This window comes from Pseudomonas sp. FW305-E2, assembly GCF_058782925.1.
Map to the genome: position 1 here is coordinate 183486 of NZ_JBYSYE010000001.1, position 26834 is coordinate 210319.

General features: G+C 53.3%; 33 protein-coding genes, 1 tRNA gene and 2 pseudogenes. 14 read left to right on the plus strand and 22 right to left on the minus strand.

The genetic code is table 11. From position 1 onward, the window contains the following. Positions 1 to 168: 168 nt before the first annotated feature. Together AC3WLP_RS00895 and AC3WLP_RS00900 are read left to right on the plus strand one after the other, a co-directional pair. On the plus strand, positions 169 to 588 hold the full coding sequence (locus AC3WLP_RS00895; protein WP_088512395.1) for an acyl-CoA thioesterase: 420 nt from the start codon (positions 169 to 171) through the stop codon (positions 586 to 588). 20 nt (positions 589 to 608) lie between these two features. Beyond that, entirely contained in the window at positions 609 to 1217 is a 609-nt protein-coding gene (locus AC3WLP_RS00900) for a TetR/AcrR family transcriptional regulator (protein WP_258535892.1), read from the plus strand. 40 nt (positions 1218 to 1257) lie between these two features. On the opposite strand, the gene AC3WLP_RS00905 is transcribed toward AC3WLP_RS00900, so the two are convergent. From AC3WLP_RS00905 to AC3WLP_RS00915, 3 genes are all read right to left on the minus strand, one after another. Continuing rightward, positions 1258 to 2103 carry a substrate-binding periplasmic protein gene (locus tag AC3WLP_RS00905; protein ID WP_088512397.1) on the minus strand — a complete coding sequence of 282 codons (846 nt, stop codon included), beginning with the start codon at positions 2101 to 2103 and terminating at the stop codon, positions 1258 to 1260. Between the two features lie 73 nt (positions 2104 to 2176). Then, positions 2177 to 2833: a TetR/AcrR family transcriptional regulator gene (locus AC3WLP_RS00910; RefSeq protein WP_088512398.1), complete on the minus strand. Its 657-nt coding sequence runs from the start codon at positions 2831 to 2833 to the stop codon at positions 2177 to 2179. A 55-nt stretch (positions 2834 to 2888) separates the two neighbouring features. After that, positions 2889 to 3689, minus strand: a complete 801-nt coding sequence (locus AC3WLP_RS00915) for a citryl-CoA lyase (protein ID WP_088512399.1) — start codon at positions 3687 to 3689, stop codon at positions 2889 to 2891. A 544-nt stretch (positions 3690 to 4233) separates the two neighbouring features. Between AC3WLP_RS00915 and AC3WLP_RS00920 the strand changes: the two genes are divergently transcribed. Next, positions 4234 to 5547: an MFS transporter gene (locus AC3WLP_RS00920; RefSeq protein WP_178085884.1), complete on the plus strand. Its 1314-nt coding sequence runs from the start codon at positions 4234 to 4236 to the stop codon at positions 5545 to 5547. A 35-nt stretch (positions 5548 to 5582) separates the two neighbouring features. Here AC3WLP_RS00920 and AC3WLP_RS00925 read toward each other — a convergent pair whose 3' ends face one another. The 3 genes from AC3WLP_RS00925 to AC3WLP_RS00935 all read right to left on the minus strand — a co-directional run bounded on the left by AC3WLP_RS00925 (position 5583) and on the right by AC3WLP_RS00935 (position 7666). Next, entirely contained in the window at positions 5583 to 6374 is a 792-nt protein-coding gene (locus AC3WLP_RS00925) for an FAD-dependent oxidoreductase (RefSeq protein WP_207238214.1), read from the minus strand. A gap of 577 nt (positions 6375 to 6951) precedes the next feature. Then, the gene (locus tag AC3WLP_RS00930) at positions 6952 to 7173 is read right to left on the minus strand and encodes a hypothetical protein (RefSeq protein WP_143516707.1); all 222 of its coding nucleotides are present in this window, start codon (positions 7171 to 7173) and stop codon (positions 6952 to 6954) included. Positions 7174 to 7216: 43 nt separating this feature from the next. Then, positions 7217 to 7666, minus strand: coding sequence for a hypothetical protein (locus tag AC3WLP_RS00935; protein WP_143516708.1), 450 nt, complete (start codon positions 7664 to 7666; stop codon positions 7217 to 7219). 295 nt (positions 7667 to 7961) lie between these two features. On the opposite strand from AC3WLP_RS00935, the gene AC3WLP_RS00940 reads away from it, so the two are divergent. Next, the gene (locus AC3WLP_RS00940; protein WP_088512401.1) at positions 7962 to 8564 is read left to right on the plus strand and encodes a hypothetical protein; all 603 of its coding nucleotides are present in this window, start codon (positions 7962 to 7964) and stop codon (positions 8562 to 8564) included. A gap of 148 nt (positions 8565 to 8712) precedes the next feature. Here AC3WLP_RS00940 and AC3WLP_RS00945 read toward each other — a convergent pair whose 3' ends face one another. The 6 genes from AC3WLP_RS00945 to AC3WLP_RS00970 all read right to left on the minus strand — a co-directional run bounded on the left by AC3WLP_RS00945 (position 8713) and on the right by AC3WLP_RS00970 (position 13170). Continuing rightward, positions 8713 to 8910, minus strand: coding sequence for a hypothetical protein (locus tag AC3WLP_RS00945; RefSeq protein WP_088512402.1), 198 nt, complete (start codon positions 8908 to 8910; stop codon positions 8713 to 8715). 69 nt (positions 8911 to 8979) lie between these two features. After that, positions 8980 to 9231, minus strand: coding sequence for a hypothetical protein (locus AC3WLP_RS00950; RefSeq protein ID WP_110606646.1), 252 nt, complete (start codon positions 9229 to 9231; stop codon positions 8980 to 8982). Positions 9232 to 10054: 823 nt separating this feature from the next. Then, positions 10055 to 10678, minus strand: coding sequence for a DUF5677 domain-containing protein (locus AC3WLP_RS00955; protein ID WP_143516709.1), 624 nt, complete (start codon positions 10676 to 10678; stop codon positions 10055 to 10057). A 43-nt stretch (positions 10679 to 10721) separates the two neighbouring features. Continuing rightward, entirely contained in the window at positions 10722 to 10904 is a 183-nt protein-coding gene (locus AC3WLP_RS00960; protein WP_088512405.1) for a hypothetical protein, read from the minus strand. Positions 10905 to 10953: 49 nt separating this feature from the next. After that, positions 10954 to 11991 carry a hypothetical protein gene (locus AC3WLP_RS00965; RefSeq protein ID WP_088512406.1) on the minus strand — a complete coding sequence of 346 codons (1038 nt, stop codon included), beginning with the start codon at positions 11989 to 11991 and terminating at the stop codon, positions 10954 to 10956. A gap of 48 nt (positions 11992 to 12039) precedes the next feature. Further along, entirely contained in the window at positions 12040 to 13170 is a 1131-nt protein-coding gene (locus AC3WLP_RS00970; RefSeq protein ID WP_088512407.1) for a hypothetical protein, read from the minus strand. A gap of 208 nt (positions 13171 to 13378) precedes the next feature. Between AC3WLP_RS00970 and AC3WLP_RS00975 the strand changes: the two genes are divergently transcribed. Further along, on the plus strand, positions 13379 to 13570 hold the full coding sequence (locus AC3WLP_RS00975; protein ID WP_088512408.1) for a DUF7740 domain-containing protein: 192 nt from the start codon (positions 13379 to 13381) through the stop codon (positions 13568 to 13570). A 153-nt stretch (positions 13571 to 13723) separates the two neighbouring features. Here AC3WLP_RS00975 and AC3WLP_RS00980 read toward each other — a convergent pair whose 3' ends face one another. From AC3WLP_RS00980 to AC3WLP_RS00995, 4 genes are all read right to left on the minus strand, one after another. Then, positions 13724 to 14278 (minus strand): hypothetical protein, encoded by a 555-nt coding sequence (locus tag AC3WLP_RS00980; RefSeq protein WP_088512409.1) that lies wholly within the window; start codon positions 14276 to 14278, stop codon positions 13724 to 13726. 95 nt (positions 14279 to 14373) lie between these two features. Beyond that, positions 14374 to 14763 (minus strand): hypothetical protein, encoded by a 390-nt coding sequence (locus tag AC3WLP_RS00985; RefSeq protein WP_088512410.1) that lies wholly within the window; start codon positions 14761 to 14763, stop codon positions 14374 to 14376. 52 nt (positions 14764 to 14815) lie between these two features. Beyond that, positions 14816 to 15250 carry a hypothetical protein gene (locus AC3WLP_RS00990; protein WP_088512411.1) on the minus strand — a complete coding sequence of 145 codons (435 nt, stop codon included), beginning with the start codon at positions 15248 to 15250 and terminating at the stop codon, positions 14816 to 14818. A 48-nt stretch (positions 15251 to 15298) separates the two neighbouring features. Further along, entirely contained in the window at positions 15299 to 15694 is a 396-nt protein-coding gene (locus AC3WLP_RS00995; RefSeq protein ID WP_088512412.1) for a DUF6957 family protein, read from the minus strand. Positions 15695 to 15958: 264 nt separating this feature from the next. On the opposite strand from AC3WLP_RS00995, the gene AC3WLP_RS01000 reads away from it, so the two are divergent. The 3 genes and pseudogenes from AC3WLP_RS01000 (at position 15959) to AC3WLP_RS01010 (ending at position 17367) form a co-directional block, all read left to right on the plus strand. Continuing rightward, positions 15959 to 16285 (plus strand): helix-turn-helix domain-containing protein, encoded by a 327-nt coding sequence (locus AC3WLP_RS01000; RefSeq protein WP_256596040.1) that lies wholly within the window; start codon positions 15959 to 15961, stop codon positions 16283 to 16285. 195 nt (positions 16286 to 16480) lie between these two features. Then, a pseudogene (locus tag AC3WLP_RS01005) lies at positions 16481 to 16868 on the plus strand (DUF1264 domain-containing protein); the annotation flags it as partial. 310 nt (positions 16869 to 17178) lie between these two features. Beyond that, a pseudogene (locus tag AC3WLP_RS01010) lies at positions 17179 to 17367 on the plus strand (con-10 family general stress protein). Positions 17368 to 17432: 65 nt separating this feature from the next. Here AC3WLP_RS01010 and AC3WLP_RS01015 read toward each other — a convergent pair. From AC3WLP_RS01015 to AC3WLP_RS01030, 4 genes are all read right to left on the minus strand, one after another. Beyond that, positions 17433 to 18452, minus strand: a complete 1020-nt coding sequence (locus tag AC3WLP_RS01015) for a hypothetical protein (protein ID WP_143516710.1) — start codon at positions 18450 to 18452, stop codon at positions 17433 to 17435. A gap of 13 nt (positions 18453 to 18465) precedes the next feature. Next, on the minus strand, positions 18466 to 19626 hold the full coding sequence (locus AC3WLP_RS01020) for a relaxase/mobilization nuclease domain-containing protein (protein WP_088512414.1): 1161 nt from the start codon (positions 19624 to 19626) through the stop codon (positions 18466 to 18468). Continuing rightward, positions 19623 to 19916, minus strand: coding sequence for a ribbon-helix-helix domain-containing protein (locus tag AC3WLP_RS01025; protein WP_088512415.1), 294 nt, complete (start codon positions 19914 to 19916; stop codon positions 19623 to 19625). Before AC3WLP_RS01025 ends, AC3WLP_RS01020 begins: the two co-directional genes overlap by 4 nt. Before the next feature lie 338 nt (positions 19917 to 20254). Then, positions 20255 to 21637 carry an integrase family protein gene (locus tag AC3WLP_RS01030; protein ID WP_178085883.1) on the minus strand — a complete coding sequence of 461 codons (1383 nt, stop codon included), beginning with the start codon at positions 21635 to 21637 and terminating at the stop codon, positions 20255 to 20257. Positions 21638 to 21712: 75 nt separating this feature from the next. Here AC3WLP_RS01030 and AC3WLP_RS01035 point away from each other — a divergent pair. Both AC3WLP_RS01035 and AC3WLP_RS01040 read left to right on the plus strand, forming a co-directional pair. Then, positions 21713 to 21797, plus strand: a tRNA-Leu gene (locus AC3WLP_RS01035). A 499-nt stretch (positions 21798 to 22296) separates the two neighbouring features. Continuing rightward, positions 22297 to 22710 (plus strand): DoxX family protein, encoded by a 414-nt coding sequence (locus AC3WLP_RS01040; protein WP_014859854.1) that lies wholly within the window; start codon positions 22297 to 22299, stop codon positions 22708 to 22710. A 1-nt stretch (position 22711) separates the two neighbouring features. On the opposite strand, the gene AC3WLP_RS01045 is transcribed toward AC3WLP_RS01040, so the two are convergent. Further along, positions 22712 to 22906 carry a hypothetical protein gene (locus AC3WLP_RS01045; protein WP_014859853.1) on the minus strand — a complete coding sequence of 65 codons (195 nt, stop codon included), beginning with the start codon at positions 22904 to 22906 and terminating at the stop codon, positions 22712 to 22714. A gap of 435 nt (positions 22907 to 23341) precedes the next feature. On the opposite strand from AC3WLP_RS01045, the gene adhP reads away from it, so the two are divergent. The 3 genes from adhP to AC3WLP_RS01060 all read left to right on the plus strand — a co-directional run bounded on the left by adhP (position 23342) and on the right by AC3WLP_RS01060 (position 25163). Beyond that, positions 23342 to 24352: an alcohol dehydrogenase AdhP gene (adhP, locus tag AC3WLP_RS01050; RefSeq protein WP_012051899.1), complete on the plus strand. Its 1011-nt coding sequence runs from the start codon at positions 23342 to 23344 to the stop codon at positions 24350 to 24352. A gap of 91 nt (positions 24353 to 24443) precedes the next feature. Then, positions 24444 to 24650: a DUF6434 domain-containing protein gene (locus AC3WLP_RS01055; RefSeq protein ID WP_019438758.1), complete on the plus strand. Its 207-nt coding sequence runs from the start codon at positions 24444 to 24446 to the stop codon at positions 24648 to 24650. 276 nt (positions 24651 to 24926) lie between these two features. Beyond that, a complete protein-coding gene (locus AC3WLP_RS01060; RefSeq protein WP_020191348.1) occupies positions 24927 to 25163 on the plus strand; it encodes a hypothetical protein in 237 nt (78 codons plus the stop codon). 31 nt (positions 25164 to 25194) lie between these two features. Here the strand turns inward: AC3WLP_RS01060 and AC3WLP_RS01065 are convergent, their stop codons facing one another. Next, entirely contained in the window at positions 25195 to 25566 is a 372-nt protein-coding gene (locus AC3WLP_RS01065) for a MerR family transcriptional regulator (RefSeq protein WP_003250937.1), read from the minus strand. Between the two features lie 72 nt (positions 25567 to 25638). On the opposite strand from AC3WLP_RS01065, the gene AC3WLP_RS01070 reads away from it, so the two are divergent. Beyond that, complete coding sequence (locus AC3WLP_RS01070; RefSeq protein ID WP_088512416.1) at positions 25639 to 26736, plus strand: SDR family oxidoreductase; 1098 nt, start codon at positions 25639 to 25641, stop codon at positions 26734 to 26736. Positions 26737 to 26834: the final 98 nt, after the last annotated feature.

Genomic DNA, 26834 nt, shown 5'->3' on the forward strand with positions numbered 1-26834 from the left:
ACGATCCTGCATGCTCTCATAGGCACCTAAATGCCACTAAACCGAGACAGACTAACAAGATAAAAAAATTGACGTATCGGTCTATAAAACTGACAATGGACATTCAAGGAGCGTGAAGAACCACTTCATTCGCTCTCAATTGCATGCCAGTATCGAGTGGATGACTGAATGGAAATCACGTACCGAGGTGTTGTTTACCCTGCGCAAACGGATGCAATGGGGCACATGACTGTGCAGTATTATGTGGCAGCCTTCGACCAGGCCTTCTGGCATCTGATCCACTCGCTGGGCTATAACGCTGATTGGCGCTTCGAGCGCAAGGAAGGCTGGGCAGATGTTCGCTACGAAATCGACTACAGGGCCGAACTGAAGGTCGGTGACCTGTTCAAAGTGGCGAGCACGGTTAAGAAAGTGGGTAATGCCTCTATTGTCACTCACCATCAGATGTTCAGCGCCAACGATGAGCTCTGCGCAGAAATCCAAATGACCTCTGTCTATTTCGATCTCGAGCAGCGGACTTCCAAGGCCATACCGAACGCCATCAAAGAAGCAGCCATGAGCAGAATTCAACTGCCTAGCGATCTTTAACCTTAATCCAGGTGGTTACCTTGAATACTGTCGATATGCGCGACCAACTCAAACAAAAAAAACAAGCCTACGTCCAGGACGAGATCCTCTCTTCCGCCGCTACCCTTTTCGCTGACAAAGGGTTCCGTGCCATCACCATCAATGATGTTGCGGCCAGCCTGGGCTACACGAAATCGGTCGTTTACTACTACTTCAAGAACAAGAACGAGATCTTGTGGCAAATCTTCAATCGCATGCACCAGTGCTACGAAGACACGATCGTAGGGATCCTGCAGGAAGACCTGCCGACTGATGAGACCCTTAAGAAGATCCTGTGCCAGCACGCCCTCAACGTGATGCAGCGCAAGGACTGGACGGCGATCTACTTCCGGGACGAAAGCGAGCTTGAAGAAGCGCAGCGCCTGCTGATTCGCAAGCGTAAGCGTGAGTACGACAAGATGATCGAAGGCGTTTACCAGCGTGGCGTGGACGAAGGCTTCTTTAAGCCAGTGCCCACACACATCGCGGTAAGCGGCTTCATGGGAATGTGTAACTGGCTCCACACCTGGTTCGACGAGAACGGCAAGATGACAGCAGAGCAGATCGCCGAAACCTACGTGGACATGATGGCCGGCGGTTACCGGAAATAAAAAAAGCGCCTCACAGGAGGCGCTTTTTGTTTCAGCTCAATTACTGGTCAGCGTAACGAGGCTCGCCGACGTCCGCGCCATCAGCACGCAGGCCCTGGTCGGTGAGCAGGCTGCCCAGCTTGCCCGACTCACGCATGCCTTTGATGGTAGCGTTGATGGCCGCGCCCAGCTCGGGGTTGCCCTTGCTGTAAATAAACGCCGTTTGGGCTGGATAGACCGAGGACTTCACCTTCTCGTCCGGCTTGGCGACCTTGATCTGGATGTCGTTGCCGATACCGCCTTTCTTCTGGCTTTCAGCGCCGATTGCATAGGTGTTGACCGCAGCGTCGATACGCCCGCTGTTCAGATCCTGAGAAAGCGCCACAGCGTTCGGATACAGCGACAGCTTGCCACCGTAGAGTTTTTTCAGCTCCGGTACCCAGAGGTAGCCAGTTACGGTACCGACCTTGCGATCTTTAAGCTGATCGAAGGTGTCGGCGCCGTCACGCGAGTAGATGGCGGTCTGCTCCAGGTAGACAGGATCGGAGATGCCCATAACCTTCGAGCGCTCGAAGGTGCGGTACCAGGCGCCCACGGAGATGTCCGAACGGGATGCCACGACGTACTGAATCGAAGCTGCGGAGTCGGTGACGATGTGATTGACCTTCAGGCAGTTGTCCTTGGCAATCTGCTGAATGATTTCCCCGTCCACGCCGCTGAAGCGACGAGCCTGGTCATCATATGCAAACGGTGGCAACACTACAGAAGTAACAGTCAGTTCGCCTGGTTGGATGGTCTTGAAGGTGTGCAGAGGCTTGCAATCCTCCGCCACCGCAGAAGCCGAAATGGCCAGAGCCAAAACCGAAGCGCCCATGCCCAGCAGACCTTTAATGCTATTTTTTTTCATCGTCTCACCTAGCTTTTTGGATTAACCGAGGGAACGCGAGCTTCGGCAAATGAAGCGTAGCTCGCGCCAACTACTACTTACTCGTCACAGCTTGAAGCACGAATTTCTGGATCTGCCTCACCAGAGAGTCGACACAAAGGTCGCTTCCCCACTCCTTGGTGAGCGCGCCATCCAAGGTGGCGCAAATCGTCCCTGCAGTCAGACGGTCATCCTGGATATGAAAGACGCCCTTTTTTCGACCTGAAGCGATAACACCAGACAACACCTCTTCAACTCGAACTCGGATTCTGTTGATATCCGCCTGCTGATCAACCATCAGGTTGCAGGTTTCACGTCGCGACAGGACATAAAGCGAGCGGTTTTCAAGCGCTATGCTCATGTAGGTTTTGACGAAGGCACCGAGCGCATCAATCGCATTACTGCGACCTTTGAGTTCCTTCATGACCGCATGCAATAACAGCGAGTCAAGCTCCTCAATGAAGTCAAACAAAAGCGTTTGTTTGCTCTCAATGTGGTTGTACAAAGAGCCAGCCTGAATTCCCACAGCATCGGCCAATTGCCGAAGGCTGACTGACTGAAACCCCTTGGTAACGAATAATTCCAACGCAGTGCGACGCACAACAAGCGACTTGCATGAGCCGCTTTCAATATTGGCATTGGTGGCAAACGAACTGGCAAGACTTCCCATATTGATACCACCAATCTCGTACAACATGATGCCGTTGTACATAACGAAAGAGTTTCAATGAAAATGCTGCCGCCTCAAGGAGCGGCAGCAGTACCGCTTAAAGGCCGCTTTTCGCCAGATCTTCAGCAAAGTTACGACGGTCGCGAGCGTAGTCGACCTCACTGTCGCTGATTGCGCGGATGCGCACCTTGCTCTGCAGCTCCTCAGAAATGTGTGCGACCACACCTGGCATGGTGGAGATGACAGCCAGGCCAGTCATCTCTGCAGGGGTAAAGCCCATCTGGGCCAGGATCGCCCCCATCATGCCGACCTCGTTGATCACGATCTCGGGCTTGTTGGCCTGGGTGGTGAAGGCCTTATGCACCGCCTCATACCACTCACAGATATCACCCCATACGCCCGTATCGACTGCCAGGGCCTTCAGTTGCTGAGCACGCGGGTCGGTGTAACGGAAGACTGGGTGACCCAGGCCTGGCACGCGTTCCTTGCGAGCACGCATCCCTTCCACCAAGGCGTTGGCAGAAGCTTCGAAGTCGCTTGTGTCTGCCGAGAAGGTGGCGTTCAGGAAGTTGCCAGTCTGATCAGGGGCCAGCGAATACTCACCAGCGGACAGCACAGCAGTGGCCAGGCCAGCGACCATGGATGGGTTGCTGGAAACGCAGAAACGGGCAGCTGCAGTGCCTGGCTTCTTCAACGCGTAATCCAAAACCGAGCACAGGATGCCGTCGATCATCTTGGACTCGCCGGCATTCGGCAGGCGCCCACGGATCACCAAGTAGGTGGCCGAAGCGAAGCTCAGCTTGCCGATCAAGTCGCCCAGGTCGTAACCCCGGATGTAGACAGCGGACTCCTCAACATCGCTTACCGAGGTGCTCCAATACCGCTTTTCTGTAGTCATTGCTGGTTCCTATCGAGAGTGCCTGCATCGCCCACTTGGACGATCGCATGGTTCGACTGTATTCCAGGTATATTTTTTTGTCCAGCGGGTACGTAAAAATGATTCATGGGTCTTGATCGCATCCGGAAGGCCATCCAGGTGGTGCCCAAAAGGTGGTGAATGCAGTAGGAGCGAAGCTGCCGTAGGTGGGTCAGGAAGGGGGGCGTCGAGGATCAGTGGAAGCCAGCAAAATGAACGTACCCGATATTCAGAATGTTTGACCAATGGGTTTTTTCAGGTATCGTGCCTCTCCTCAGGACGAGCTCGAAACCCGCGAGCAACCATCGAAAAAATGGTGGTGCCGTAGCTTGGCTACCTGAGCCTTTGATACATCTGCCCAAATAAATCTAAAGGTACAGCGGATGAATTACGCCCCCTCTCCCAGTCAGAATCGATGCACAGTTGACTCCATCCGTTGCAGGCCAACGGAACGCTCTCTCTTACAAGACTAAAAATTTCTACCGCTGTCGCTGCAGCAGTACATAGAGACAATTCGGATATTTTCATGGCTCGTTCACACTCGCTTGATGACGCGGTGCTCACGCGTACCCACAAACGTATTTTCCTTTCAGCCCTAGGTAGTCCTTTCATTGCCGGCTACGTCCTGAGCTTGATTGGTGTCGTTATTGCTCAGATCACAGGCGAGCTGCAGCTCTCGACAATGTGGGAAGGCCTGATCGCTGCGGCTGCACTTCTGGGAGTGTTCTTTGGCGGCACGCTCGGGGGATGGATTACCGACAATTTCGGCAGAAAGTTTCTGTACCTTCTTAATCCGGTGCTGATTTTCGTCTTCTCGGTAGCGCACATGTTCGCCGAGACAGCGCTGACGCTGTGTCTGCTGCGTTTCATCATCGGGGTAGCAGTAGGCGCGGATTACCCAGTGGCCTCCACAATTCTCTCTGAGTTCATGCCCAAGAAACATCGCGCCCCCATGATCGGCGGGCTCGTGATCATGTGGTTTGCGGGCTCGGCTACTGCCTACATCAGCGGTGAGCTGATCATGAGCACCTGGGGTGATGAGAGCTGGAGGATAGTGCTAGCGGCGGCAGGAATCCCATGCGCCCTGTTCTTCTTCATGCGCCTGGGCAGTCCAGAATCCCCTCGCTGGATGGCAGATCGCGGAAACCTGGCGGCAGCAGATCACATCGTTAAAAGCGTCTACGGCCAGCAATACTCAATCAGCGACATGCCTGAGGAAGAAGAGAAAAAACTGTCACTTCGCTCCCTTTTCAGCGCTGGCCATGGCCGCAACATGCTGTTCGTGACGCTCTTCTGGACTTGCTCGATCATCCCTCTGTACGCGGTCAACATCTTTGCGCCTAAAGTCATGCAGGCCCTGGCACTCTCCGGGCGCTGGGCGAGCCTTGGCTCAATCATGATCATGCTGCTCTTCGTTGTCGGATCGATGCTGGCATCCAAGATGCTCAACATGATGGGCAGGCGCCAATTGCTGACCCAGAGCTTCATAGGCTCGACAATCCCCCTGCTGCTGCTTGGGGCCTTCCCAGAGGCCTCCCCCGTCGCCGTTTTGATTCTGTTCAGCGTGTACGCCATCTGCATTGGTGGCACCCAGGTTCTGCTCTTCGTTTACCCGACGGAATTGTTCCCGACCTCTATCAGGGCCTCTGCCCTGGGCGTCGGAACTTCATTTTCCAAACTGGGTGCCGCTATCGGGATTTACCTGGTGCCAATGTCCGTAGCGTCGTTCGGCATTTCTCCAACGATGTATGCCGCTGCGGCAATATCGCTGATCGGCCTGATAGCTACCGTGCTCATGGCACCTGAGACAAGATCCAACGGACTCATGAAAACGGCATAACAAAAAAGGGCGCTCAGCGCCCTTTTTGTTGGGAATCAAACACCAGCCCAGGGTATTTCCTGTGCTGGCATCTTTTGCCGCAGCTCGTAGCCAACTCCAGCACCAGGCGTGGATACCAGTTCCGCGACGACCTGCCCCACACCTACAGCGCAGATCGCGTTCACGTCATGCCCTACGGCCACGATTGCGCCGAGTACCCCCTCAGGCCGCCCCACGTAGGGTTTACCAAAAGGTGTAACGGGAACATCAACCAGATCATCACCTGCAGCCACACGCTCCTCCTTGAGCCCCAAATCAAGGTTCAAACAGCCCTCGAATCTGCAGCTGAGCGCACCAGCAGCTACGACGGTCTCATCTGCCAGGAACTGCCCAGCGGAGGTCGACACACCGACCACCCTATCGCCAGTCACGAGAAGCTCCGTTACTTCGAGGTCTTCAAAAATCCGCCCGCCTCGATCGTTCACGATACTCCTCAAGTCCATAAGCATCTCATGCATGGATAGCTCATCACCCAAGGTTCCTCGACGCACACTGTTGGCAGTGATCGTGGACTGGGAGGTGAAGCAGAACCGGCTCACCAGGCGCATGTTGTAACCAAGATCCTCGAAGAGGGGGAACAGTAGCTCTTTCCCGCGCTTGGCCAGCTCTGAGCTCTTATCACCGCTGCCGATGCAATCAACGAAGGGGGTACGCGGCCCTTTAGTGCCTACCTTCGATTGCTCAATCAGGGTGACCCTCATTCCGGCCTTTTGCAGGAAGTAGGCGGAGCAAATCCCAACGGCTCCCCCTCCGATGATGATCACATCCAGTCCAACGTACTTATCCACAGCGCGTACCTCGTGGTTGCCAGTGCTGGTATGTCCCGCAATCGGCTTCGCGGAGCTCCAAAACGGAACATACCCGAAAGACTGTTTTGCATACCCCTCGGTCAGTATTTGGATTTGAGCCCGCTCTGTCAACCAATTCAAGCCTGGCGTGAATACCCGAGCAGACCAATGGTGAGCTCCCAATCCATGGCCAGAACGCTTTCACCGCGCATCATTCCTATAGGACATTCGCGGTTTGTAGAACCTGTTCAACGGATGCCGTCTGTGTCAGTTTCCGCCACGCCCACACCTCAAACTTGAGCCTTGCTGTCTCAGCTCCTAACACCTACCTAAGCGAGCGGAGCTCGCAGGCCCTTTAGGGCGGCAGGCGAAAAGGATGGAAGCCCGGAGGGGCGAGACTGGGCGGAGCCAAGGCTCGATTTGCGACAGCCTGGCCAATTTCTGCGGTGAGCCAACGCCACTCCAGTCACCGGCAAAAGGAAAAAAGGGCCATTGTCGTACTGCTGGCAATGGCCCTGATGAGGCAGCCCTTTTCTCCCTTAGGATCAAGACCACGACTGAGAGCGGTGAAGAGTGACTACAGCTTGAAAAATGCGAGCAGCAAGTAGCCGAACTTCACTATGACCTTGGCCCATTCGAGCAACCGATCACCCCAGGCGCGAGAAACATTCGGCGGTTTACCAGGCGATTGATTACGTTCAATCGCCAGCTTGTAGTATGACTCGATAGACGCGACATCCTGACCCGGCTTCATTTCCCTGGAGCAGGTAGCGCAAATGCAACGATGGTTGGTGCTCATGATGGTCATCCCGTTCGAAATTGGAGAAATTTTTCGAAAGGAATCAACGAAGGCGGTGTTTGTACCCGCTGAGCTCAGGGCCGTCCGCGAGAAGGGGGGCGCGGAGGAACGCTCGTTGCGAACGAGCAAGAAGGGAGTTGAGTTTTGCCAAGGCGCTGAGGCAGTAGGCGAGAACAGCTGACCAGTAGCGGGAGTGGCGATTGAACAAGCTGCCAGAAGTAAGCCCCTCTACCTCACTGAGAGCGGTTAGGGCGAGCATTGCTCGATCAATTGCGCCGGTGAGAGTGCAGCGTGCACTGCGGCCCGAAAGATGGGAAACGTCCAGCATATCCAAGGCTGACTTGGCCCGGCGCACGGCCTCGCTATCTTCCTCCTGCGCTGCTAGCTCCAGCCTGGCAAATTCGGCTTTGAGCTCAGCCGTCATCGCATCTAGCGACATAGGCTCATCCATCAAATCGACGGCGTCTTGAGGTACTGATGATTGATCGTCCATAGGGAGTCTCGGTTGTTGTCACCACTTCACCATAGCGATTTCGATGCACCAGTACAATCATCCGCTCGTTGCGGAACGTAAATCAGGTTGTGCCCTCATCTCCCCCGAGCCAGGTCATTCCCAAGACCTATGTCTGGACGAGCTCAGGCATTGAGACTCGATAGCTGAATCACGGGGCAGGCCCACCCTAACCTTCGGAATCTAGCAACGCTCAGTACCTTTTGAGCTACGTTTTAGCATTGTAAGGTCATTCGTTGCGCTCTCTTGCGCCGACGTTTTCTCATGGGAGGGGATAATGCCAAGGCTGACACTAGGTGATGTGGTTGAGGTTGTTTCCAGAGCCGGAGCGCCAAAAGCCAACAAGGTTTCAGAGATCAAGAACAGGCCGCCCTACAGCCCGGTTACTGATTTCTACAAGGCTCTTCGAGAGGGCATTGTTGCTGTCCATGAGAAGGGAGGAGATAAAGGGGAGCTCAAGTCGATCCTCACTCGGATCAGCGACCAGAAGAAGCTAAGCAATTATCCTCGAGCGATTAAAGGGTATGAGAGATGGTGGGGGCGAAAGCAGATCGAATGGCACGCACCTTACGCTGTGACCTACCAGGTAGGTGACATCGACATTTCGGTTAAACCAGAGCTTGGCCTGATGGTCGACGGGGTGCCTCACTTCGTCAAGCTGTACCTTAAAGACGAAAAACTGCAGAAGCTCAGGATTGATGTAGTGCTCGCCCTGATGGAGCACTCTCTGAGACCAGACGCTCCAGATGGCTGCTGCATGGCCATACTGGACGTAAAAAATAGCAAGCTATTCGCGGGCCCGGGCCACGCAGATCCGAAACTGCTTTCAATGGTCAATGCAGAGATGGCATACGTGTCAGCGTACTGGGGCCAGCTGTGAGCAACGTTGGTAAAGCTCAGTAATTACAGGTTCGTGCCGTCTACCTAATGCGTTCCGGAGCGGATCGCCCTTCTCCGGATCGCATGGATAATCCAAATCAGCTGACACCTTCAGCTTGCTTTGCTGCCAAAAACGCCGCAGTCCATAGCTAATCGGCCAGCCACTCAGCTTCAGAGGGATAAAGCATCCACGCAACCCAGCCGAACTTCATTATAACCACTCCGTCTTCGAGCATAATTGCCAAATCGAAGACAGCGTCTTTGGCACCCTCGAATTCGAATAGCGGATCAGGGTCATGGAAGGTTCCATACCCGATAATTTTTTCTCCAGACATGTCCGAATACATTTCATCAACACCTGGTTTGGGCATTGGCAGGTAGAATGCTATAAGACCATTCCAGCATGCGATTCGATGTTAAAGCTTGCGCTCAGCGTCGACAGAATGCCGCTGATCAGCCAGATGAACCAGTGAATAGCTCAAGTCTGTAGCCACCTGTACAGCTTGAGGGAGTGTATACCCCACTCTGAAATCATGTAACCATGTATTGATGAGGCCTGAGGCTTCCAGTTTCACAGCCGCTTCGTATTCTTCAAGCCCGCCAGTGAAAGTGAAAAACTTCTCAGCCTTGAACGAAAAACTGGATTTGCGAGGCTTGCTGGAAGTCATAATACTCTCGAAATTTTCTCACAACTGTATAAACGGATAATTTTCGAGAAACCTTGAGTGCAATTTTGATTTATTTGCTGCTCGTCTCTAACAGCCTTCAATGAATAGCAAATCTTACCGCCAGCTAGCGGCATGCCAATCAGACACTGAGCGGCGACGTATGGATACGACAGATGCCTGATTTATAAGTACGCTCTGGGGAGACTGTTCTAATCGTGCCTTGACGAATCATCCAAATAACCCAAAAATATTCGAAATTTCCGGGTAAGCGTAGGGCACCATGAGATATTTCGTGACATACATCTGCTTCGATACTTCGGTCGATTATAAATTGCTTGGCACTACTGATACCATTGGGTATCCCGAGTACCAAATCGTATCGCCTTTAGAGAATCCTGCGTATGCAGACTGCGCAACCATCAGTGACATCGAAGCACGATTTGAGCGCCTGAGAAATTACCAGACCAACCATAACGAGGTAACGTTCCCATGCGCCACTGTTAAAGTGCTTAGGGTCGAACCCTTAGAGGAGAGTTGGTTCGTGAAAGGCTGGGATCAACCGCAGACCGTCGCACACGCTCAGGGATAGAAGCTTTCGGCTTAGGCGATTAACCGCACCAAGTAGCCCCCAGAAATCGCATCAAGACCTATTCGAAGAGAGCGACTCGGTACGCCTTGAACGGCTTACTTAGGCAAGCGGAGCGCGCAGGCCAGGAGGGGCGAAGGCATGAAGGATGTCAGCCCGAAAGGGCCGAGACGATGCGGAACGCAGAGGCTCGGTTTACGACAGCCTGGCCGCGAAGCGGCATGCCCTCACCTCCTGTCACTCGTCAAAAAGGTGATCCATATCTTCACTCGTGAAGCCCCAGAAATAGGCCACCTTCTGAGCCTCTGCCGGCGCCGATTCCAAGACAGCCCGGCCTCTTGGGAACAGCTCCGCATAGAACGCCACCGTTCTCGCCATGACGTGCACGGAGGTCTGCAAAGCTACCAGGGCCAGCATGCGCTGATCCTCCATCGACTGAGCCTCCCCCATCTGCATAGAGCTGATGTAGGAGCTATGGGCATACCCGCAAAAATGTGAGTAGACGTTCTGGAAATACTTCTTATTGAAGCCCGCCCTCACCGCCTCGTCCGTCCACGACCACCCTACCCTCCACTCCCCCTTGAGCAGCCGCTTTGCTTGTTCAGCGTTGTAGTCTCCAAGGTAAGGTGCCCCCTCGATCTCAGCGACTTGCTGTGCAACCTGTAGTCGTGTGGCATCGATCGTTTTCCTGGCCTGCTCAGTGGACGGGTGCAGCCTGAGCCGATCTCTGAGACCACCCAACCGCCAGACCCCGTGCCTAAATTTTCTCAGGCCAGGATCCTGACTCCGGAAAATCCAATGGAACACGATGAAGGTTTCGAGGCAGGCCCGGGCAAGGATCGTAGCGGAGGAATGATCCACGAAGACGATCTCTTTACCGTCCTGGAAACTCAGTTGAGTCGTGTTAATGAGCACACGCCTGCTTGAACAGCTTCACCGCCAAGATCTGGGCATGGTTGATCCAAGCATCATCTGGCGTCAGGGGTTGGCCGCGCTGTGATTCGATCATCGCTGCGAACAGCTCAGTAAGGGTGGCGAAGTCTTGTTCTGAATCGCGCTGTGAACGTGATTGTGGTGTCGGTGACATCGTGGCTCCTCAGAAGAGTCAAGCAAGGTCGCTCAATAGGGAAAGTTGCTCATTGCGGATCTGAGCCGGCTAAGCGCCTGCCTAGCGCTTCCTGAGTATCAGGAAAACGATATTCCCAGTACACCTCCCCTTTCCTCTCAAACCGATTCAACTCTGACTTTTTTACCCACATTTTGCGCTTCTCAAAGTGCAGCATCATCGTCCCCATTTCAAATTTCGTATCTATGGGCTCGTGATAAATTTTTTTCTTTCCAACCCAAGTCCAACCCCTCATTGGTTTGCTGCATGCAGAAATGAAGAGCTGGGAACCAACCAAATCAGGAATGGACACGACTTTCCCACTTACGTCCTCCCAGTCCCGAAACTCGATCATCCCCCCGAGAGAAAAGCTTCCATCACTTAAGTCCTTAATCAGCGCGAGCGGTTTTGGCATGAACGCGTCCGCCCGAAGGTCGCCCAACCCATCACCGTAATGATGCATTGGCTGATACTTAGAAGGATCAATAGGCTCTCTAAAGAACACAAATTTGTAGCAAATAGGGGACAAAAGCCCTATGTCTTTATCATCCTTATGGCTAGGATAGTATTTCCCGTCAGGCCTGATTTGAAGGGCGGTCGGTTTTATTCCCCCTCCACTCATATAGCCTGTAATCGTGGAAATATCTTTATCGATCATTCGCTCCCGCTCGCTCTTCTTGAGATGGGTGAAAACGAGCTTATCTAGACGCTTCTTATAACTATCAAAACGGGGATCTTCTAGAGAAACATTGGCACGATATACAAAAACACTAAATTTACCAAGCGGCTGAAGAGTTCTGTTTAGATCCAACATAATCTGTTGTAGCTTTCGCGTCGACTCCAAACTTTCCGCCTGCGAGGCTGCCTGTGACTGACGTTGAATATACGTCTCCAGGATTTGCGAAATCAGAGCAATACACAAGCCAGCCACACTACCAGCAATAAAGACCTTACCTTTAACCGTAAACTGCCCAGAGGCATCCCTGATTTTCAAAACACTACTCAAGACGCCGAGAACCCCAGACATCAGGATCCCGACAATTTTGAAAACTACCAGCAGCATTTCCACAGTTTATTTCCCGACCCGCGCCAAGCAACTTTACTAAATCTGTATTCTTTAGAACGACTGACCCATCGCTAATGCGGCGTCCGCCTCAATCATCCACTCCCTCGTGCGGTGCTCGAGATCGTAGGCCTCATACTCACGAACAGGGATTTCCTGGAGCACCTTAAGCGCCGCCCAAGCGTCGTAATCATGGAATGGATTGAGCCCCATGACATTGCCCAGATTTTGGTCGACATCGCCTCGGTAACTGGCGATTCGAGCAAAAAGCGAAGCCGCTTTATTCAGATCCCAGTCGCTCAAGAAAAGGAGAAGCGCGGTAAACGCCATTAGCGGCTTACTCGCCTTGACATCGACGTAGCCCCTGCCAAGTGCCTTCTGAACCGGATGATAGTGGTGGGACATAAAGCGAGCGAGCTCAAAGGTGGCGTCGTACTCTACCTTCAGGATGGTTGGGTCGAACACGAGCCTTGAGCTATTGGCATTCAGGAGCTTTTCAATTCGACCCACCAGAGGCCTCAGCATCACTGTCCGGTCGCTCAGGAAAGTCAGCAGCGATTCGTGACGACGGGCTAGCATCACCTCCATCGCCGTCTTCATCTGGAAACCAGGTACTCCCAGAAGCTCCCTGTTGATAGTCAGCCACTGCGGCTGATATCTCACAGGCCAAGCTGCCGCTTGCACGGCTGCTACCCACTGAAAAACTCGGTGATCTAGAGTCACCTGAAATACGGCGCTGACTTTCTTATTGTGGAACCATTCACGCATGCTCCTGATCCTGGCCTGGTCGAGAAGTCCGAGGTGGATACCTTTGCATACCAGATCCCGAACTGCCCGAGACAAACCATCACGAGCAGTTGAGCTGAACTGCACCAAGCCTTCCGGAGCCTCCCCAGGTGGCAGAGCGGCAAAGTCGCAGAAGTCATGATGACCACCTGGAAACCGGAAGTAGGCTTGCTTGATGGCCTCCCCAGTGACCTTGGAACTGGTGGCACGAACCACCTCGGCCCCCTTCGCAAAGCACGCAGGGCACTCGACATCAGCGTGAATGACCTGCTTCCAGATTTCTGGAATGGGCTCAGAGCGCTTCAGCTTAGGTCGCTGGTGTTGGTCAGCAAAAAGCTGGAGCAGTTGATCTACATCCAGCTCCTGCTGGCGGGAAACGGAGAAAGCGGTCAACGGCATTTCAAAGCTCCATTTGAATGCTGAAGCCCTATGCGCCTCGAACCGTATAATGGCAGGACGACACTAGGCTGTGTTTGTCCGCTAAGCTATCGCTTTCGCTCCCCGACTACCAGCTCACTGCGTCAGATGCAAAGCCGGCGTCCTGGTCAAGCAGGTACGTGCCAGGCATGCGATACTTCGATCCGACAACGTTTACCTTGAACAGATCATGACGCTTACAGATGCGATCATTGTCCTCCTGGCCGAAAAAATTCACGGCACAGAAGAGGCCATACGTAGGGCGGCAAAGAATATGGCCAAGCGACTCCCCCGCAGCAAGCGTGGCCTCATGCAAGACATAGCCGAGAGCAAAAACCCGCGAGACTTGATGCGGCATATCGCGCTGGGCCTAGACGACTAACAGTCCGAGAAAGCGTGGCTCTGAACGCGCCTGTACCGCGCTCACAGGCAAGCGGAGCGCGCAGGCGGGAGGATGAAAGCCCGCAGGGCCAAAACCCGCCACAGGGCGGGGTTTGGTTTACGCCAGCCGTCCGCGCAGCGGCCCGCTAATGGTTTACCGGTGGAGCTTACTGAACCGCTCAACCACAACACTCGGAGCAACGCTTGGCCAGGCTTCCAAATCCGCCGACTTGCGCCAGAAATCAATAGCGCGCCAAAGGAAGTACATTCCAGGAATTGCCCCACCCATCATCGAATAGCTGTGCAGAACGGGTATAGCTCCCGACGTAGGGTGGTCTGCGAGGACTGGAAGAAGCGCAAGGAGGAACACAGCCACGTAAGCCACAGCAAACCAAATCGCTCCATGGAACATCATGTATACAGGCGTAGCCAGCCGAAGCTTGGTCAGGCTGCGAATCCGCCCGCCCTCCTCCTTATACGCATATACCGCCCCGTGATTTTTGAGTTTATTTTTCGACCTCTTGTAAACACAATAAAAGTCGTAGTGCTTACCAGCTTCAATCTCTTCATAGAGTTGAGTGGGAATGACAGTGTTTGGAACCAGCACACCATCAATTTTCATGATGACCTGGACACTTCCCTCTCGATGCTCAAAAACACGAATATCTTCAAGCTTGCCAGAGACCTTGATGTAATCAGTGCCTGCCACAGTACAACTCCTGTCAAAAATATCCGATACCTAGCGATAGGCAAAGGGAAACCGCAGGCAGCTCTAAGTAGAGCTACCTAGTTAAAAACCAGGGCTTAGTGGAGCCGGTTCGGGATTGTGAAAAAGGTTTTAGCCCCGCCCTTTAAAAACTCCCGCAGTCCCGCACGCCCACCGTCCTTCCGGAAAGTAGCAATCACGTAACGGGAATGTTGAGTAGTCGCTACCCAGAAGCGCCCCTCCTTACGCAACGACTGGATGTCAGAGCTGCGTAGGTAGTGCCCGTCAGCAAATCGCCCATCCGGGCTAGCATTTACATGGCCGAAAACAACACCAACAGCACTAGCAGCAATGATCTGCGCGTTCACCAGGTATGCGGTGACAGGCTCTCCATAACCTTGGCCTGCGGCGCGCGCAATGCGCAGAAGATCAAAATCCGTGTACCGCCTGCTGTGCAAATCGATGGAGTAGGTATTTGATGCTGCCACGTAAAGCTCCTTGGATGGCTGAGCCCAGCCAAATACTGATCACGAAATGGAATTACACCGGAGCCCGGTACAGCTCTCTCACCTGTCGCAGAGAGTCATGATCAAACCCACCCTCATGGGAGTCGTTGTAGATCTGACCACTCTCGACCTCGAGCAGGCACACCGGGCAGTCGTTCCTGTCAAACCCCATAGACACTGACTTCAGTCGCTCCATACGCCACGTCGCAGTGCCATTCAGCCGCGCAGGCGTAACGACCTGAACATCATCAATCTGCAAATCATCGCCTTGGGCACTGACAAGCTCATGTAACTTGGGCTCGTCATTCAACATTTCTTGACTTGAAACGAAACGGCCATCTATCCGCCGCTTCACACTTACGTGATACCAGTGGGTAGCAAGCGCTCGGGAAACGCCATGCCAATGCATGAGCCCGTCGCCAAACATGCCGGGGATGCCAGCCATGTCGGCTTGGTGGGAACGAAACATATCTTGATCTCTAAAACAGTCGAGTCGTCACGAGCGATGCCGTGAGACCTAGAAAATTGAGAAGATGCCTTGCAGGGTTGAGGACTTACGGTACCCAGGGCCCTTCAACACGTAGACCGTGTTCCTTGTCTCGAAGAGGTACCCATCCTTGAATGCTCGAGCAATGGTTGACCTGACCCAATTGCCTGGCTCGAAGCGCCGCTGCTCGTCGTGAACAACCTTGTGGGCAAACAGGAACATGGGCTGACATCCAGCTGCAGCCACCTTGGCCAGTTCATCCTCCGTGAGAATGGCATCCATGACCACCCACTCTTCTACAACGCAAAGAGGCATCCGCTTGTAGTGCCCCCGCGCGGCGAGAAGCACACCCTCAAGGGTCAGGTCAGAGCCGACCAAGTCAACGCCTCCCTCCCCCAATAACACGTGGCTGAGTGGGCCTTCCATCAAGCATGTCCCCGCATTTCATCAACCATAAATTGCCAGCTTGGCCAGCGAATCGCCAAAAGAACAACTATAGACGTTTGTTTGGCGGCGGGCAATCGGGGCATACCTCTTGGTTTTTGGGGATTCGTAATGTCGCTCCGGTACTCCTTCGCTGCAGTGCTTCAGTTGTTGCGCCTGCGTAAAGGGATAACTCAGCCTGCCATGACCAAGCATGTGAATCAGCAGACAGTGAGTAAGTTGGAGCTGGCTAGGAGTTCCGTTTCCTTGGAAACCAGCTATAAACTCGCTGCCGGGCTCGAGATTGAGACTGTGACCCTTGTCGCCCTGACCATTGCTTCTCACGACCGTCGCACGGTTAGAGATATTCTTCTTGCATCGCTAGCTGAGGTTGAGGGCCTGGATCTAGCTGATGTCGCTGTCCCTGCCGAGCCAGAACGGCTGACTCCCATGAACATCTCAGGAGCAAGGGAAAAGCTGGAAGCAGTCCAAAAGCTAAAAGCAAAAGGACTCACTCAGGTTGAGGCTGCAAGGCAGCTGGGGATGCCAGAGTCGACGTTGCGTCGGTTGTGGCATCATGTATTGGACGACTAACCTTAAACGTCGCGCAGGGCTAGTCACTGTCCTTGTCGCCTGATGCCGCATATTCACGTCCTTTTCACATGCGGTGTGGGAACTTTAGCTATCCCTACGTGTGATAGACCTCGCCCGCCTAGCAGCGGGCTTTCTTTTGCCGGCAATCCTCATCGACTCGACCCACTCGTTCGTTGGGCTGTCAGCTTCATTGGCCATGGCTATGAGGTCTCCTCTGGGTAGTTGATCGCCCTAGGCATTCCTGCACCTGCTGAGCATGCCCTGATGGAACGCCTGGCGCATACCTATGGGAAAACCTGGCATACCTGACACACCGATCAAGACAAAGCGCTACTTTTAGTTCTGCCGAAGTTGATGATCGGCTTTACCGCAGATGGGCAATCTGACCCGGCGATGGTAGAACAGCGCAATCGGCGCCTGGGTGTAGATGCTGCAAAAGGCTGAAATTCAAATCCCTGCAACTGATCAGGCGGATGGCTGGCGGCACCGCAAAGCGATTCATATCACCGTTCCAACCTGCGCGCATCTGCCCGGCCCTGCTACATCGCCTCCGGTGAATTCCAACAGCCGTTTCAGCCAATAGCATTTGGGGCAAAGGCAGGTACCTATGCTCTAGGGACGGCTGTCGTAAACCGCAAGGTTACGGCCCTATCCGGCTTCCATCCTCACGCCTCTGGCCCATCCGTAGGCCGGCGCGCTCCGCTTGCAATGGTGCAGATCCCTGCATCATCGGTATTCATTCAGATTGTCACGACCTTTATCACGCGATAGGTCGCGCGTTACGATCTTTCGCGCACCTGGTTGGCTAGTACGAAGTTAAGAAAGCGCCCGTCCTTATCCGGCATCCGAAGAAAAACACAGGCTCTCTGTGTGAACAGACGAGGTGCGGAATCATGGCAAACGATCAAGACAAGGCTGGCCAGCGAAGCGGCACCGCACAAAACAAACCTGGTAATTTCGTAAACGACCGGGAGAAGGCTTCGGAGGCGGGCCATTAAGGTGGCCAAGTGTCGGGCGGCAATTTTTCCAATGATCCACAGCGGGCATCGGAAGCCGGCCAAAAAAGTAGCGGAGAACCATAAATCGCTCAGCTTGATAAGCTGTAGATTGAGAGCGATAACATAAAGTATCGCCCGCCCACTTAAAATCAGGATACAACATAACCGACGGTTGTTTTTCGCAGTCTACCCTCAGCAACTGCGGCCTTAAAAACAGCCCCAGCTCTAACATTTCCGATCCTGTTATTTTTTGCGAACTCCTTCAACGGAACCGGCGTGCCAGTTTCCATTACGCTCAAATCCTTAAGCAGAGAAACCAAAAAATCATCATTGGTCAACGGTGCAGTTCCTACAGTTTTTTGCGTTTCTCGAAGGTCGTCCGACTGCGGAAAGGCTGGCGTTTCCATAGATTGCTCTGGCTGTGAACTTTGCATAAATTGAGCTGGTGGGAAACTGTCAGAAACTCTGGATTTCGAGAGGTCACGAAGAGAAATCAAAATCAAAGCAGGCACAATTTCCAATGCCAGGGAGAAACCCAAGCATAGCAACGTAGAAAACTCAGGGCTAATAGATGATGCTTTGCCATTAACAGATTGGATTCGCGCAATTTCTGATGAATCCTGATTCATTCTCTCAATAGCGCTATCTCGCTCCTTGGAAATTCGAGCATGGGAAGACTCTTCATAAAACAGCGCTTTGGAGACAACCCCTGTAGACCTAAGTCCAGCGGCTTGCTTGCGGACGCTTTCGGCTTCTGAGTCTAAGCGAGTGATAAGTGCTGTATCACTTGCCACCCTACCCTCCAAAAAACTGGCTCGTTGTATAGACAACGCCTTAACCTGACTCTGACTATCCAGAATCGATGACATCAGACGGTCGTATGTAGCCCACCCACTAACCACGCTCAAGATGACCGCTGAGATCGCGATTCCGCCCTTCGTCAAGATGCTGCGAAGTCTGGGAAGAACTGACCACGCAAGACACTTAAATAAGTCAAGCAACACAGCAGCGAACGCAAACAACAATGCAAACCCTTTATTCTCAACTAACGTATACAACCCAATACTTACCGACACAGCCGTGATACAAGCAAGCAATGACGCAACACAACAAAGCAATACATTCAACCTCATGCAACTGACCACATCAAAACCTAAGTTCATCTTCATATACAGCTCGACCTTATAAGTGAGACGAAAAACTCGACATTAGCCCTTCATAATATTGCTTGCCACGCCCAGGGGAATACTCAACGAAATAGCTAGCAGGCTGTCTCAACCTCGCCTTAAAATCCTCACCGAAGAACAAATTAAGCAGCCGAAGCATATCCTCAATCAGCTTGAAGATTTCGACCTGCTTAGCGGTGTATCTAATGTAGAGCCTTTTACCTCTCCCTCTACTTGAGAACTCGTAGTAGTAGAATCGAGCTGTTTCTTGCTTTTCTCTATCTCTTTTTGCAATTTCAACCTGAAGTTCGCGAATTGTTTTTGGGTCATAATGTATTCCTTCCTGTGTCGTTAGCTTGTGCCATGTAAGTCTTGAGCGCTTGAGCTGCCTGCCACTAATGTGTTTGCCATCAAATTCAAACGAGATGCCTTTGGGCTGTCCTTCATCGTTGAGCGTGAGGTGGATGTAGACTTTTTGCTTTCTCAGGGCTCTCACGAAGTGGAAAATGTCGCCGTCCTGGGCGTTGGTTGCTTCGATTGCTCCGGCGATCTTGGCGATCATCTTGTGCTTCAGCGGTAGATCATCGTCGCGGATTGATGCCTGCAGTTCTGCATGGGTAATCGATACGCCCCATGTGTCCTTTGGCTTTGGCGCTTTCTGCAGGTTGAATCGATCTTCGATCCTAGATACAGAGTCAAGGCTCGTTGAGCGCTCATTGCTGTCCTTTACCATGGAGAACTCATCGTTGAGCCTGATCCTGTTGGCGACGATGTGGACATGCTGGTGATCCTTGTCCTGATGCATTACTGCGACGTACTGACAGCACTCATCAAACCCAAGATCTGACAGGTAGGTCTGGACTGCTGTGCGCCACTGAGCGGTTGTTAGGGACTCACCGGGGCGCAGAGACAGCATCGCGTGAAATACCGGTTTAATGAGCTTGCCCGAGTCTATCGAGAGGCGCCTCAAGGTCTCGACCTGATCGAACTCCCTGATCATCTCTGACAACTCCGACTCGTTGCCTTGGAGGACGCCTGGCAGAGGGTCTTTGCTCATTGTGTTAAAGCTGATCGTTCGGATGCCGCTGATCTCGTGGTCGTGCTTTGTGCATCCGAATATGTACCTTATGCGCCCCTTAAATGAGCCAGCAGACTTGGGAAATATCTTGCCAATCATTGCATACCCCCAAGATTTATCTGGGCTATGTACTTCACCTTCATTAAAAGTTCGCAGCTTGGGCGGTCGGCGTTGATCATGGATGCAAGGTTCATCAGCTCGCGGGCGATCTGCACAACGTCTTGGGTGACTTTTGGCTTAACCTGGCCACTGGCAACGAAGTCTCTTATAAACGCGCTTGCAGACTTGTAGCCAGCTTCAGCCATCTTTGCATTCAGAGTTTCGAGCTCAGACTTATTAAGCCTAAATGTGATTCTGGTCTCTTTGCTCTGCTTCTCAATGCTCTTCATCTTGACTCACCTTTATTATTCTAGTTATCAAGCCTTTTACGCAACACCCGGAGGGATGTGAGTATCCAGTCGCCTATTGTCTGACATAGACACAACTGGCTAAAAAAAGCTCTAGACTTATTGTGCAATTGGAGATTTTGGTGTCTCAACAATTAACTCAAGAAAGCTTCATGTATAACCAAACCTTCGCAAGGTGTGAATGCGAAATCGCAGTGCAAGAGTGCAAAACTGCAAGAGCACAAAGCGGAATCACAGCAACCAAGTGCGAAATCACAAGACAATACTGCGGCGTCGCAAGCAACTATTGCGATTTCGCTTACAGGTAGTGCGAACCGGCGCTAGAGCGATACTGACTTTGCGTCAAGTATTTTAGTGTCGAGTGGTCTCAAGGTTTGCAGAAGGCCACGACAAACGTATTCTTTATTAACTTTGGCGTTGGAATAAATCTCATCCTCGACCCTACTTGTAGCTCGCCGAATCTCTGAGAGATATGCAGTTTTATAGCCGTCGGTAACGTCCACGGACTGTCCCTTACCATCATGATTGCAGAGGACTTTGATGTAAAACGCTCCAACCTCAGCACGCTCAGCAATAGAAATGAAACTGGCACGAAGAATTTTCCGTGGGAGATGCTTCCTATCGATAAGACTTTTAGAAACTTTAGACAAAAAATCCCTGACATTCGACTCACTAATCTTAGGCTGGTCGACTCCAGCAAATACGTAATCACCGCTAGCTTGCCTCATCGCATATAGCAATTGACAATATGCAGAGTCATTAAGTACCAAGTGGAATTCCTCGGAGTTTTTTAGCGCATCAGATTCATCAGCTTTGTCGCGAGGAGGGAATACAATAGACCTGGTTTTATGACAAACGTAGTCCTTCCTAATCTTCTCGATTTCACCAGGGCGAACACCCGAAAAAAGCATAAAGAGAACAGCTGCTGATGCAGTTTTAAATGAGGTTGGGACTTCGCGCTGTGGCTGAGCATCACCAATCTCGATTGTATTTGAGATAACAGCTCCAAGCTCGTTTGGATTTACCCGAATCTTGTCACGCTTGTTGTCATGCCAATTGCCAAGAGCAGTCATGATATCCACTGGATTGTAAGTGTAAATACGCGCCCCTGCTTCATCCTTATAAAAAACGATTGCATATGAGAAAACTGCGCCCAATAACGAAACCGCCTTATTAGCCGAACGGTTGCGCGGCGGACTCATTTTCCCACTGGCCCTGATAACCGGGGCAGTTGTTTTAGCATGTAATTCAAGGACAACGTCATTCGTCACTGCGATCAACGCTAGATCACCATACATGGGTCTGATGTAGTTATCGTAGGTTTTCGTATAATCGCCAATTGTGCTTTTAGCAAGCTTAGCCTTATTAGCAATCATCGATTCAAACGCCTCATTAACAGTAATGCTTTCCCTCAGACATTTTTTATGTTCCTCAACCAAAATCACATCGAGGTTAGCGTAGGTCTTTTCCGCAACCTCCCTGATAACTGGAAGTTTCGTAGACTTGTAGTCGAAGACGTCAATCTTGCGCCGCTGATCTTTGCCATTAACCTTTCGGATGACATAAAACGTTTTCCCACCGGCTTTAGTGACGCGTACAGCTAGGCCCTTTGTATGAGTGTCATACACATAAATCTCAGACTTACCCTCCGGGCAAGCCAGGTCTCTAAGCGCATCCTTAGTAAAATTGATCTTCAATGCCACGCCCACACTCCTTTCCAGCGTCTAAACCGTTGATTTCCGCATGATTTTCGTGTCTAATCGCCTGCTTCACATCGCGCCCCGATGGTGAAATTGGTAGACACATCGCACTTAAAATGCGCCGCCGAAAGGTGTGCCGGTTCGAGTCCGGCTCGGGGCACCACGAAACACCCCTTCCCTCGCAATACCAAGCCGTCAGCGCCGCTTTCCCACTGATCTGTCTCTCGTGCCTAAGCTATGTGGGCCTTCACATGCCTTGAGGCTGCCTAAATAACGATCAATGCATCCGACTCGATAGCTTGGTAGCTCTTGGTAGCTGGCTTGGTAGCTGCGCCAGCAGCTCAACTCAGCTCTCAACAGCTCTGCTCAGCTCTCACAAGCCCTCGGCAGCGGTGCAATACTCACCTCAAAGCCTTGAATCTCAAAGCTTTTAAGCTCAAGTAAGCCAAGCTCAGCTCTCGTAAGCTCTCAACAGCTCTCCTAAGCGGAATGAGGGGCAGAATGACTTAAAATCTGTCGGCGTGAGCCTTGCGGGTTCGAGTCCCGCCACTCGCACCAAACTTCGTTGAAAAGGCGCCCCTGCGGCGCCTTTTTGCTGCCTGGCAGCAATGTCTGGCGTAGCTGCTAAAGTGGAGCTTGTCCCCGTCCACTGGAACGCCGCCATGCGCTACTCCCTGTTCGATGGTCAACGCGACATCATTATCCTGTTCGCCCGCGTACTGCTGATGGTCCTCTTCGTCTTGTCTGGCTGGGCCAAGCTGACCGGCTTCGATGGCACGGTAGGCTACATGACCTCGCTCGGCGCCCCTGCCCCGATGCTGGCAGCAGGGATTGCCGTCATCATGGAGTTCGTCGTCGCAATCCTGTTGATCCTCGGTTTCTACACGCGGCCATTGGCCTTTCTTTTTGCGCTGTTCGTACTGGGCACGGCGCTGCTGGGCCACCCGTTCTGGAACATGGTCGACCCCGAGCGCAGCGCCAACATGACTCAGTTTCTGAAAAACCTCAGCATCATGGGCGGCCTGCTGTTGCTGGCGGTAAGCGGGCCCGGGCGGTTCTCGGTGGATGGTCGCTGAGTCAGTCGTCGCAGTCGTCGAACCAGGCTGGGTGATCGCGCTCTTCGTCATCGAGGTCATCCAGTGTTTCCTCGTCTTCCTCCACTTCATCCTCGGCGCCTTGGGCATCTGCCTCGTGCTCCACGTCGTCGTAGAGAAATTCGTGGTCAAGCAGGTGATCGTGCTCGGGTTCGTGCAGGTCGTCTTCGTCGCGCATGCTGGCTCCTGGGATAATGGCAGGCCTGTATAGGCTGATCAGGGTGCGGGGTCAATGCGTGGTCGCTTAATCCTGGGTTAACCGGACCGGCGCAACCTGCAGGCTCTCCCTTCAAACGTCTTTTGCCCGCCTTCCATGGCGGGCTTTTTTATGACCCTGCGCACTTCGTTGCAGATGATGACAGCCTCATGACCTGACCTTCACGAAATGTCGACATCCGGATGGGCACACTGGCCCTGCTCCGTATGTTCTTGCAGCCCGCCGCATCCTTGCCGCGGGCTTTTCTTTTTTCCGCAAAGGCCAGTCAGGCATACGCAGGTATTTTGTGGAAGCGCCCACCATGACCATGACCTGAAGCAGTTTTGCCTGCCCAGACGAGGTCTATGCTGTCCCAGCGATAAACCAAGCTCATATCGGATAGACACGGAGGCTCTCATGAAAGCTGCTGTCGTTGCACCAGGCCGTCGCGTGGACGTGGTAGAGAAAACCCTGCGCCCTCTCGAATACGGCGAAGCGCTGCTGAAGATGCAGTGCTGCGGTGTGTGCCACACCGACCTGCACGTGAAAAATGGCGACTTTGGTGACAAGACCGGTGTAGTACTGGGCCACGAAGGTATTGGCGTGGTTCAGGAAGTTGGCCCGGGCGTCACCTCGCTCAAGCCAGGCGACCGTGCCAGCGTCGCCTGGTTCTACCAGGGTTGCGGACATTGCGAATACTGCAACAGCGGCAACGAGACCCTGTGCCGCGACGTGAAGAATTCCGGTTACACCGTGGACGGCGGCATGGCCGAGGCCTGCATCGTCAAGGCCGACTACTCGGTTAAAGTGCCCGACGGCCTCGACTCCGCTGCCGCCAGCAGCATCACCTGCGCCGGCGTCACGACCTACAAGGCAGTGAAAATCTCCAACGTCCGCCCCGGCCAATGGATCGCCATCTACGGGCTCGGCGGCCTGGGCAACCTGGCCCTGCAATATGCCAAGAACGTGTTCAACGCCAAAGTCATCGCCATCGACGTCAACGAAGAGCAACTGCGCTTCGCCAGCGAGATGGGCGCGGACCTGGTGGTCAACCCGCTCAACGAAGATGCCGCGAAGGTCATCCAGGCTAAAACCGGCGGTGCACATGCTGCCGTCGTTACTGCTGTGGCCAAAGGCGCGTTCAACTCAGCCGTCGATGCCTTGCGCGCTGGCGGGCGACTGGTGGCCGTCGGGCTTCCGTCGGAGTCCATGGACCTGAATATTCCTCGCCTGGTGCTTGATGGGATCGAAGTGGTGGGCTCGCTGGTAGGTACACGCCAGGACCTGCAGGAAGCCTTCCAGTTTGCCGCTGAAGGCAAAGTGGTGCCCAAGGTAACGCTGCGACCGATCGAGGATATCAACCAGATCTTTGACGAGATGCTGGAGGGCAAGATCAAAGGCCGGATGGTGATACAGTTCGAAGGCTGACAGGCCGAGCCAGGCCATTTGGAACCACAGCAAAGCCCGTAGATGAACATCTTCGGGCTTTCTGCTTTCTCAATTGTCAAAGGAACAGACCATGACCGTAGACTGGCACGCCGGGCCGATCACCCGTACGACTCCATTGGACAAGCATTACCGCAACACGCAGAAGGTTCGTCAGTTTCTGCTCAGCGAGTGCGGCGCGGCATTCAAGTTCGACCGAGGATTCATGCTTTGGATCAAGAGTGGCACCCCATCAACCATGGGTGACGTCGCGGACGAATGGCTGCGGAGGTATGGTTGACGCTCTGTATCTGACGGCTGGAGGCAGGCCTTGGCTGCAGCCGTTGCTTTCAGCATCTTGTCCAACGATTCAACCATGCTGGAATAATCCATTTCCTGACTCCCTCGATGGTGGAATTGGCTTGAGTTCAACCCTAGACTGCAAACATTTCAATATTTGATGAGGAAACCTGGAATTATCACTCATCCTTCATGCTGAAGACCGGCGCCCGCGAGGTGTGGTTCAAGAAAAGTGCTCGACCTGCAATGGCGAGCCTGTGCATATGAGGAGATCGGCATGTCCATTCGAAGCTTGGCGAAGCACCTGCCGCCAGACCCTTCGCGGGAAGGCTGGGTCATCGGATGGGGGGTCCTGAGAGACCGACATCCATGGCATTTTGTCGACGTTTATGCCGACCAGAAAACGGCCATGGCAGAGGCGCAGCGCAGAGGAGACGGCTACGTGGTGGAATTCGGCTCACACCGCTTGGGGACGCATGAATTTATCTGCGGTGTCACCCTACCTGAAGGCTGACGCTCGATCGAAAAGGGTCATGGACAGGACTTCAAGGCATTATCTGCCCGTTGGCAATAGCACTGGCTTCAAGCTTGGCGCGCTCCGCGTCCAGAAAAACATAAGCGGCCTGTAGCGTGGTGATCTTCGTTTGAATCTCGGCCATCTTGGCGGCGACCAAGACGGCGCCTTGCGCGCAATCGATCGTGTTACCCCGCCTGGCCACAAGAATGTCCCTAATCTCAGCAAGTGAAAAGCCACCGCCCTGGGCGCTCTGTATGAAGGCCAAGTCAGCTACGGTCTGTTCACTGTAACTGCGATAGTTGTTGGCTTGTCGGTGTGGCTCGATCAGCCCGAGCTGTTCGTAATAGCGCAATGCATGGCGGCTGAGCCCACTCCGGCGCTCCAACTCTCCAATATTCACGTTAAAAATCCTTGACTGTAGAGCAGGCTCTACACCTTAGCCTGCGCCCATTATCCAAACAAGGGTTCAAACATGAGTGTGGAATGCTTTGTCACCGGCGGCAGCGGCTTTGTGGGGCAACATTTGCTGGCCGCTCTTACTGCGCAAGGGCACAAGACCTGGGTGCTGATGCGCAGCCCCGGTAACATCGAACGCCTCAAGGAGCAGGTAGGCCAACTGGGGGGTAACCCGGAGTATCTCCATGCCGTTGAAGGCGATATCAGCCAGGAGGGGCTTGGCCTCAGCGAAGCAGACAAAGAACGCGTCACTTCGGCCGCTGTATTTTTCCATCTCGCGGCGCAATTTTCCTGGGGGCTGACACCGGAGCGCGCCCGCACAGTCAATGTCCAAGGTGCTCTGAGCGTGGCCAGGCTTGCGGCCAGCCAGCGCATCCGATTGCTCATGGTAGGCGGCTTCATGCTGCAAAACCTCAACCACCTTGCCCGTATCGGGATTGATGTTCAGTGCCCTGAAAACACAAACTGGCCCGCGGTCTACGCCCGTGTAGGAGGCTACGAAGGCAGCAAACTCGAGTCCCATTTTGCAGTCATCCGCTATATGCAAGACGCGGATGCGGATTACACGATTGTTCACCCTGCTACGGTGTGCGGCCACAGCGAGAACGGGCATATCCTGGACGGACAACCGCTTGCCGAACTCATTCGCAATCTGGCACAAGGCCGGTTCAAAGCTGTTCCCGGTTCCGCCAGTCACTGGTTGCCATTGGTCAGCGTCGATTATCTGGTAAACATGATAACTTGCGTGGCCTTCGACCCCGCCATGGCCAACCGGCAAGTTCTGGCGCTGTATGAGCGAACACCGAACTTGCAGGGAATGCTTGTGCAGATCGCAGACACGCTAAAGGTCAAGGCACCCCGCCGCCATATACCTATAGGGTTGCTCAGGTCGATATTGACGATTCCGGGACTGGCGACCCGCTTGGCGATCAGCGCCGAGTCCTTGAACTTTATTCAGACGCAGCGCTTCGACATGGGAAACAGCAGGCAATTGGAGCGCAAGTACGCGTTTACCCATCCCGACATGACGCAGGCCTTGGAAAACACGGTGCGCTATGTCAGCGACTACTTGATGAAAAAGTCCAAAAGAGAAGGCGCTGGCCAGCGAGGATAACGGGCCAGGCCGATGAAGCCTCCCTGCCGGATTGCTGGAAGTCTGGAGACGCAGAGGTTTCATGCACGGTGTCTTCGCTGATGACAATAGGTCGCCGC

Coding starts and splice junctions, on each gene's coding strand:
- AC3WLP_RS00895 (WP_088512395.1), top strand. CDS start 169: ATGGAAATCACGTACCGAGGTGTTGTTTACCCTGCGCAAACGGATGCA.
- AC3WLP_RS00905 (WP_088512397.1), bottom strand. CDS start 2,103: ATGAAAAAAAATAGCATTAAAGGTCTGCTGGGCATGGGCGCTTCGGTT.
- AC3WLP_RS00910 (WP_088512398.1), bottom strand. CDS start 2,833: ATGTACAACGGCATCATGTTGTACGAGATTGGTGGTATCAATATGGGA.
- AC3WLP_RS00915 (WP_088512399.1), bottom strand. CDS start 3,689: ATGACTACAGAAAAGCGGTATTGGAGCACCTCGGTAAGCGATGTTGAG.
- AC3WLP_RS00920 (WP_178085884.1), top strand. CDS start 4,234: ATGGCTCGTTCACACTCGCTTGATGACGCGGTGCTCACGCGTACCCAC.
- AC3WLP_RS00930 (WP_143516707.1), bottom strand. CDS start 7,173: ATGAGCACCAACCATCGTTGCATTTGCGCTACCTGCTCCAGGGAAATG.
- AC3WLP_RS00935 (WP_143516708.1), bottom strand. CDS start 7,666: ATGGACGATCAATCATCAGTACCTCAAGACGCCGTCGATTTGATGGAT.
- AC3WLP_RS00940 (WP_088512401.1), top strand. CDS start 7,962: ATGCCAAGGCTGACACTAGGTGATGTGGTTGAGGTTGTTTCCAGAGCC.
- AC3WLP_RS00945 (WP_088512402.1), bottom strand. CDS start 8,910: ATGTATTCGGACATGTCTGGAGAAAAAATTATCGGGTATGGAACCTTC.
- AC3WLP_RS00950 (WP_110606646.1), bottom strand. CDS start 9,231: ATGACTTCCAGCAAGCCTCGCAAATCCAGTTTTTCGTTCAAGGCTGAG.
- AC3WLP_RS00960 (WP_088512405.1), bottom strand. CDS start 10,904: ATGTCACCGACACCACAATCACGTTCACAGCGCGATTCAGAACAAGAC.
- AC3WLP_RS00970 (WP_088512407.1), bottom strand. CDS start 13,170: ATGCCGTTGACCGCTTTCTCCGTTTCCCGCCAGCAGGAGCTGGATGTA.
- AC3WLP_RS00975 (WP_088512408.1), top strand. CDS start 13,379: ATGACGCTTACAGATGCGATCATTGTCCTCCTGGCCGAAAAAATTCAC.
- AC3WLP_RS00990 (WP_088512411.1), bottom strand. CDS start 15,250: ATGTTTCGTTCCCACCAAGCCGACATGGCTGGCATCCCCGGCATGTTT.
- AC3WLP_RS00995 (WP_088512412.1), bottom strand. CDS start 15,694: ATGGAAGGCCCACTCAGCCACGTGTTATTGGGGGAGGGAGGCGTTGAC.
- AC3WLP_RS01015 (WP_143516710.1), bottom strand. CDS start 18,452: ATGAAGATGAACTTAGGTTTTGATGTGGTCAGTTGCATGAGGTTGAAT.
- AC3WLP_RS01020 (WP_088512414.1), bottom strand. CDS start 19,626: ATGATTGGCAAGATATTTCCCAAGTCTGCTGGCTCATTTAAGGGGCGC.
- AC3WLP_RS01025 (WP_088512415.1), bottom strand. CDS start 19,916: ATGAAGAGCATTGAGAAGCAGAGCAAAGAGACCAGAATCACATTTAGG.
- AC3WLP_RS01040 (WP_014859854.1), top strand. CDS start 22,297: ATGCGCTACTCCCTGTTCGATGGTCAACGCGACATCATTATCCTGTTC.
- AC3WLP_RS01045 (WP_014859853.1), bottom strand. CDS start 22,906: ATGCGCGACGAAGACGACCTGCACGAACCCGAGCACGATCACCTGCTT.
- adhP (WP_012051899.1), top strand. CDS start 23,342: ATGAAAGCTGCTGTCGTTGCACCAGGCCGTCGCGTGGACGTGGTAGAG.
- AC3WLP_RS01055 (WP_019438758.1), top strand. CDS start 24,444: ATGACCGTAGACTGGCACGCCGGGCCGATCACCCGTACGACTCCATTG.
- AC3WLP_RS01060 (WP_020191348.1), top strand. CDS start 24,927: ATGTCCATTCGAAGCTTGGCGAAGCACCTGCCGCCAGACCCTTCGCGG.
- AC3WLP_RS01070 (WP_088512416.1), top strand. CDS start 25,639: ATGAGTGTGGAATGCTTTGTCACCGGCGGCAGCGGCTTTGTGGGGCAA.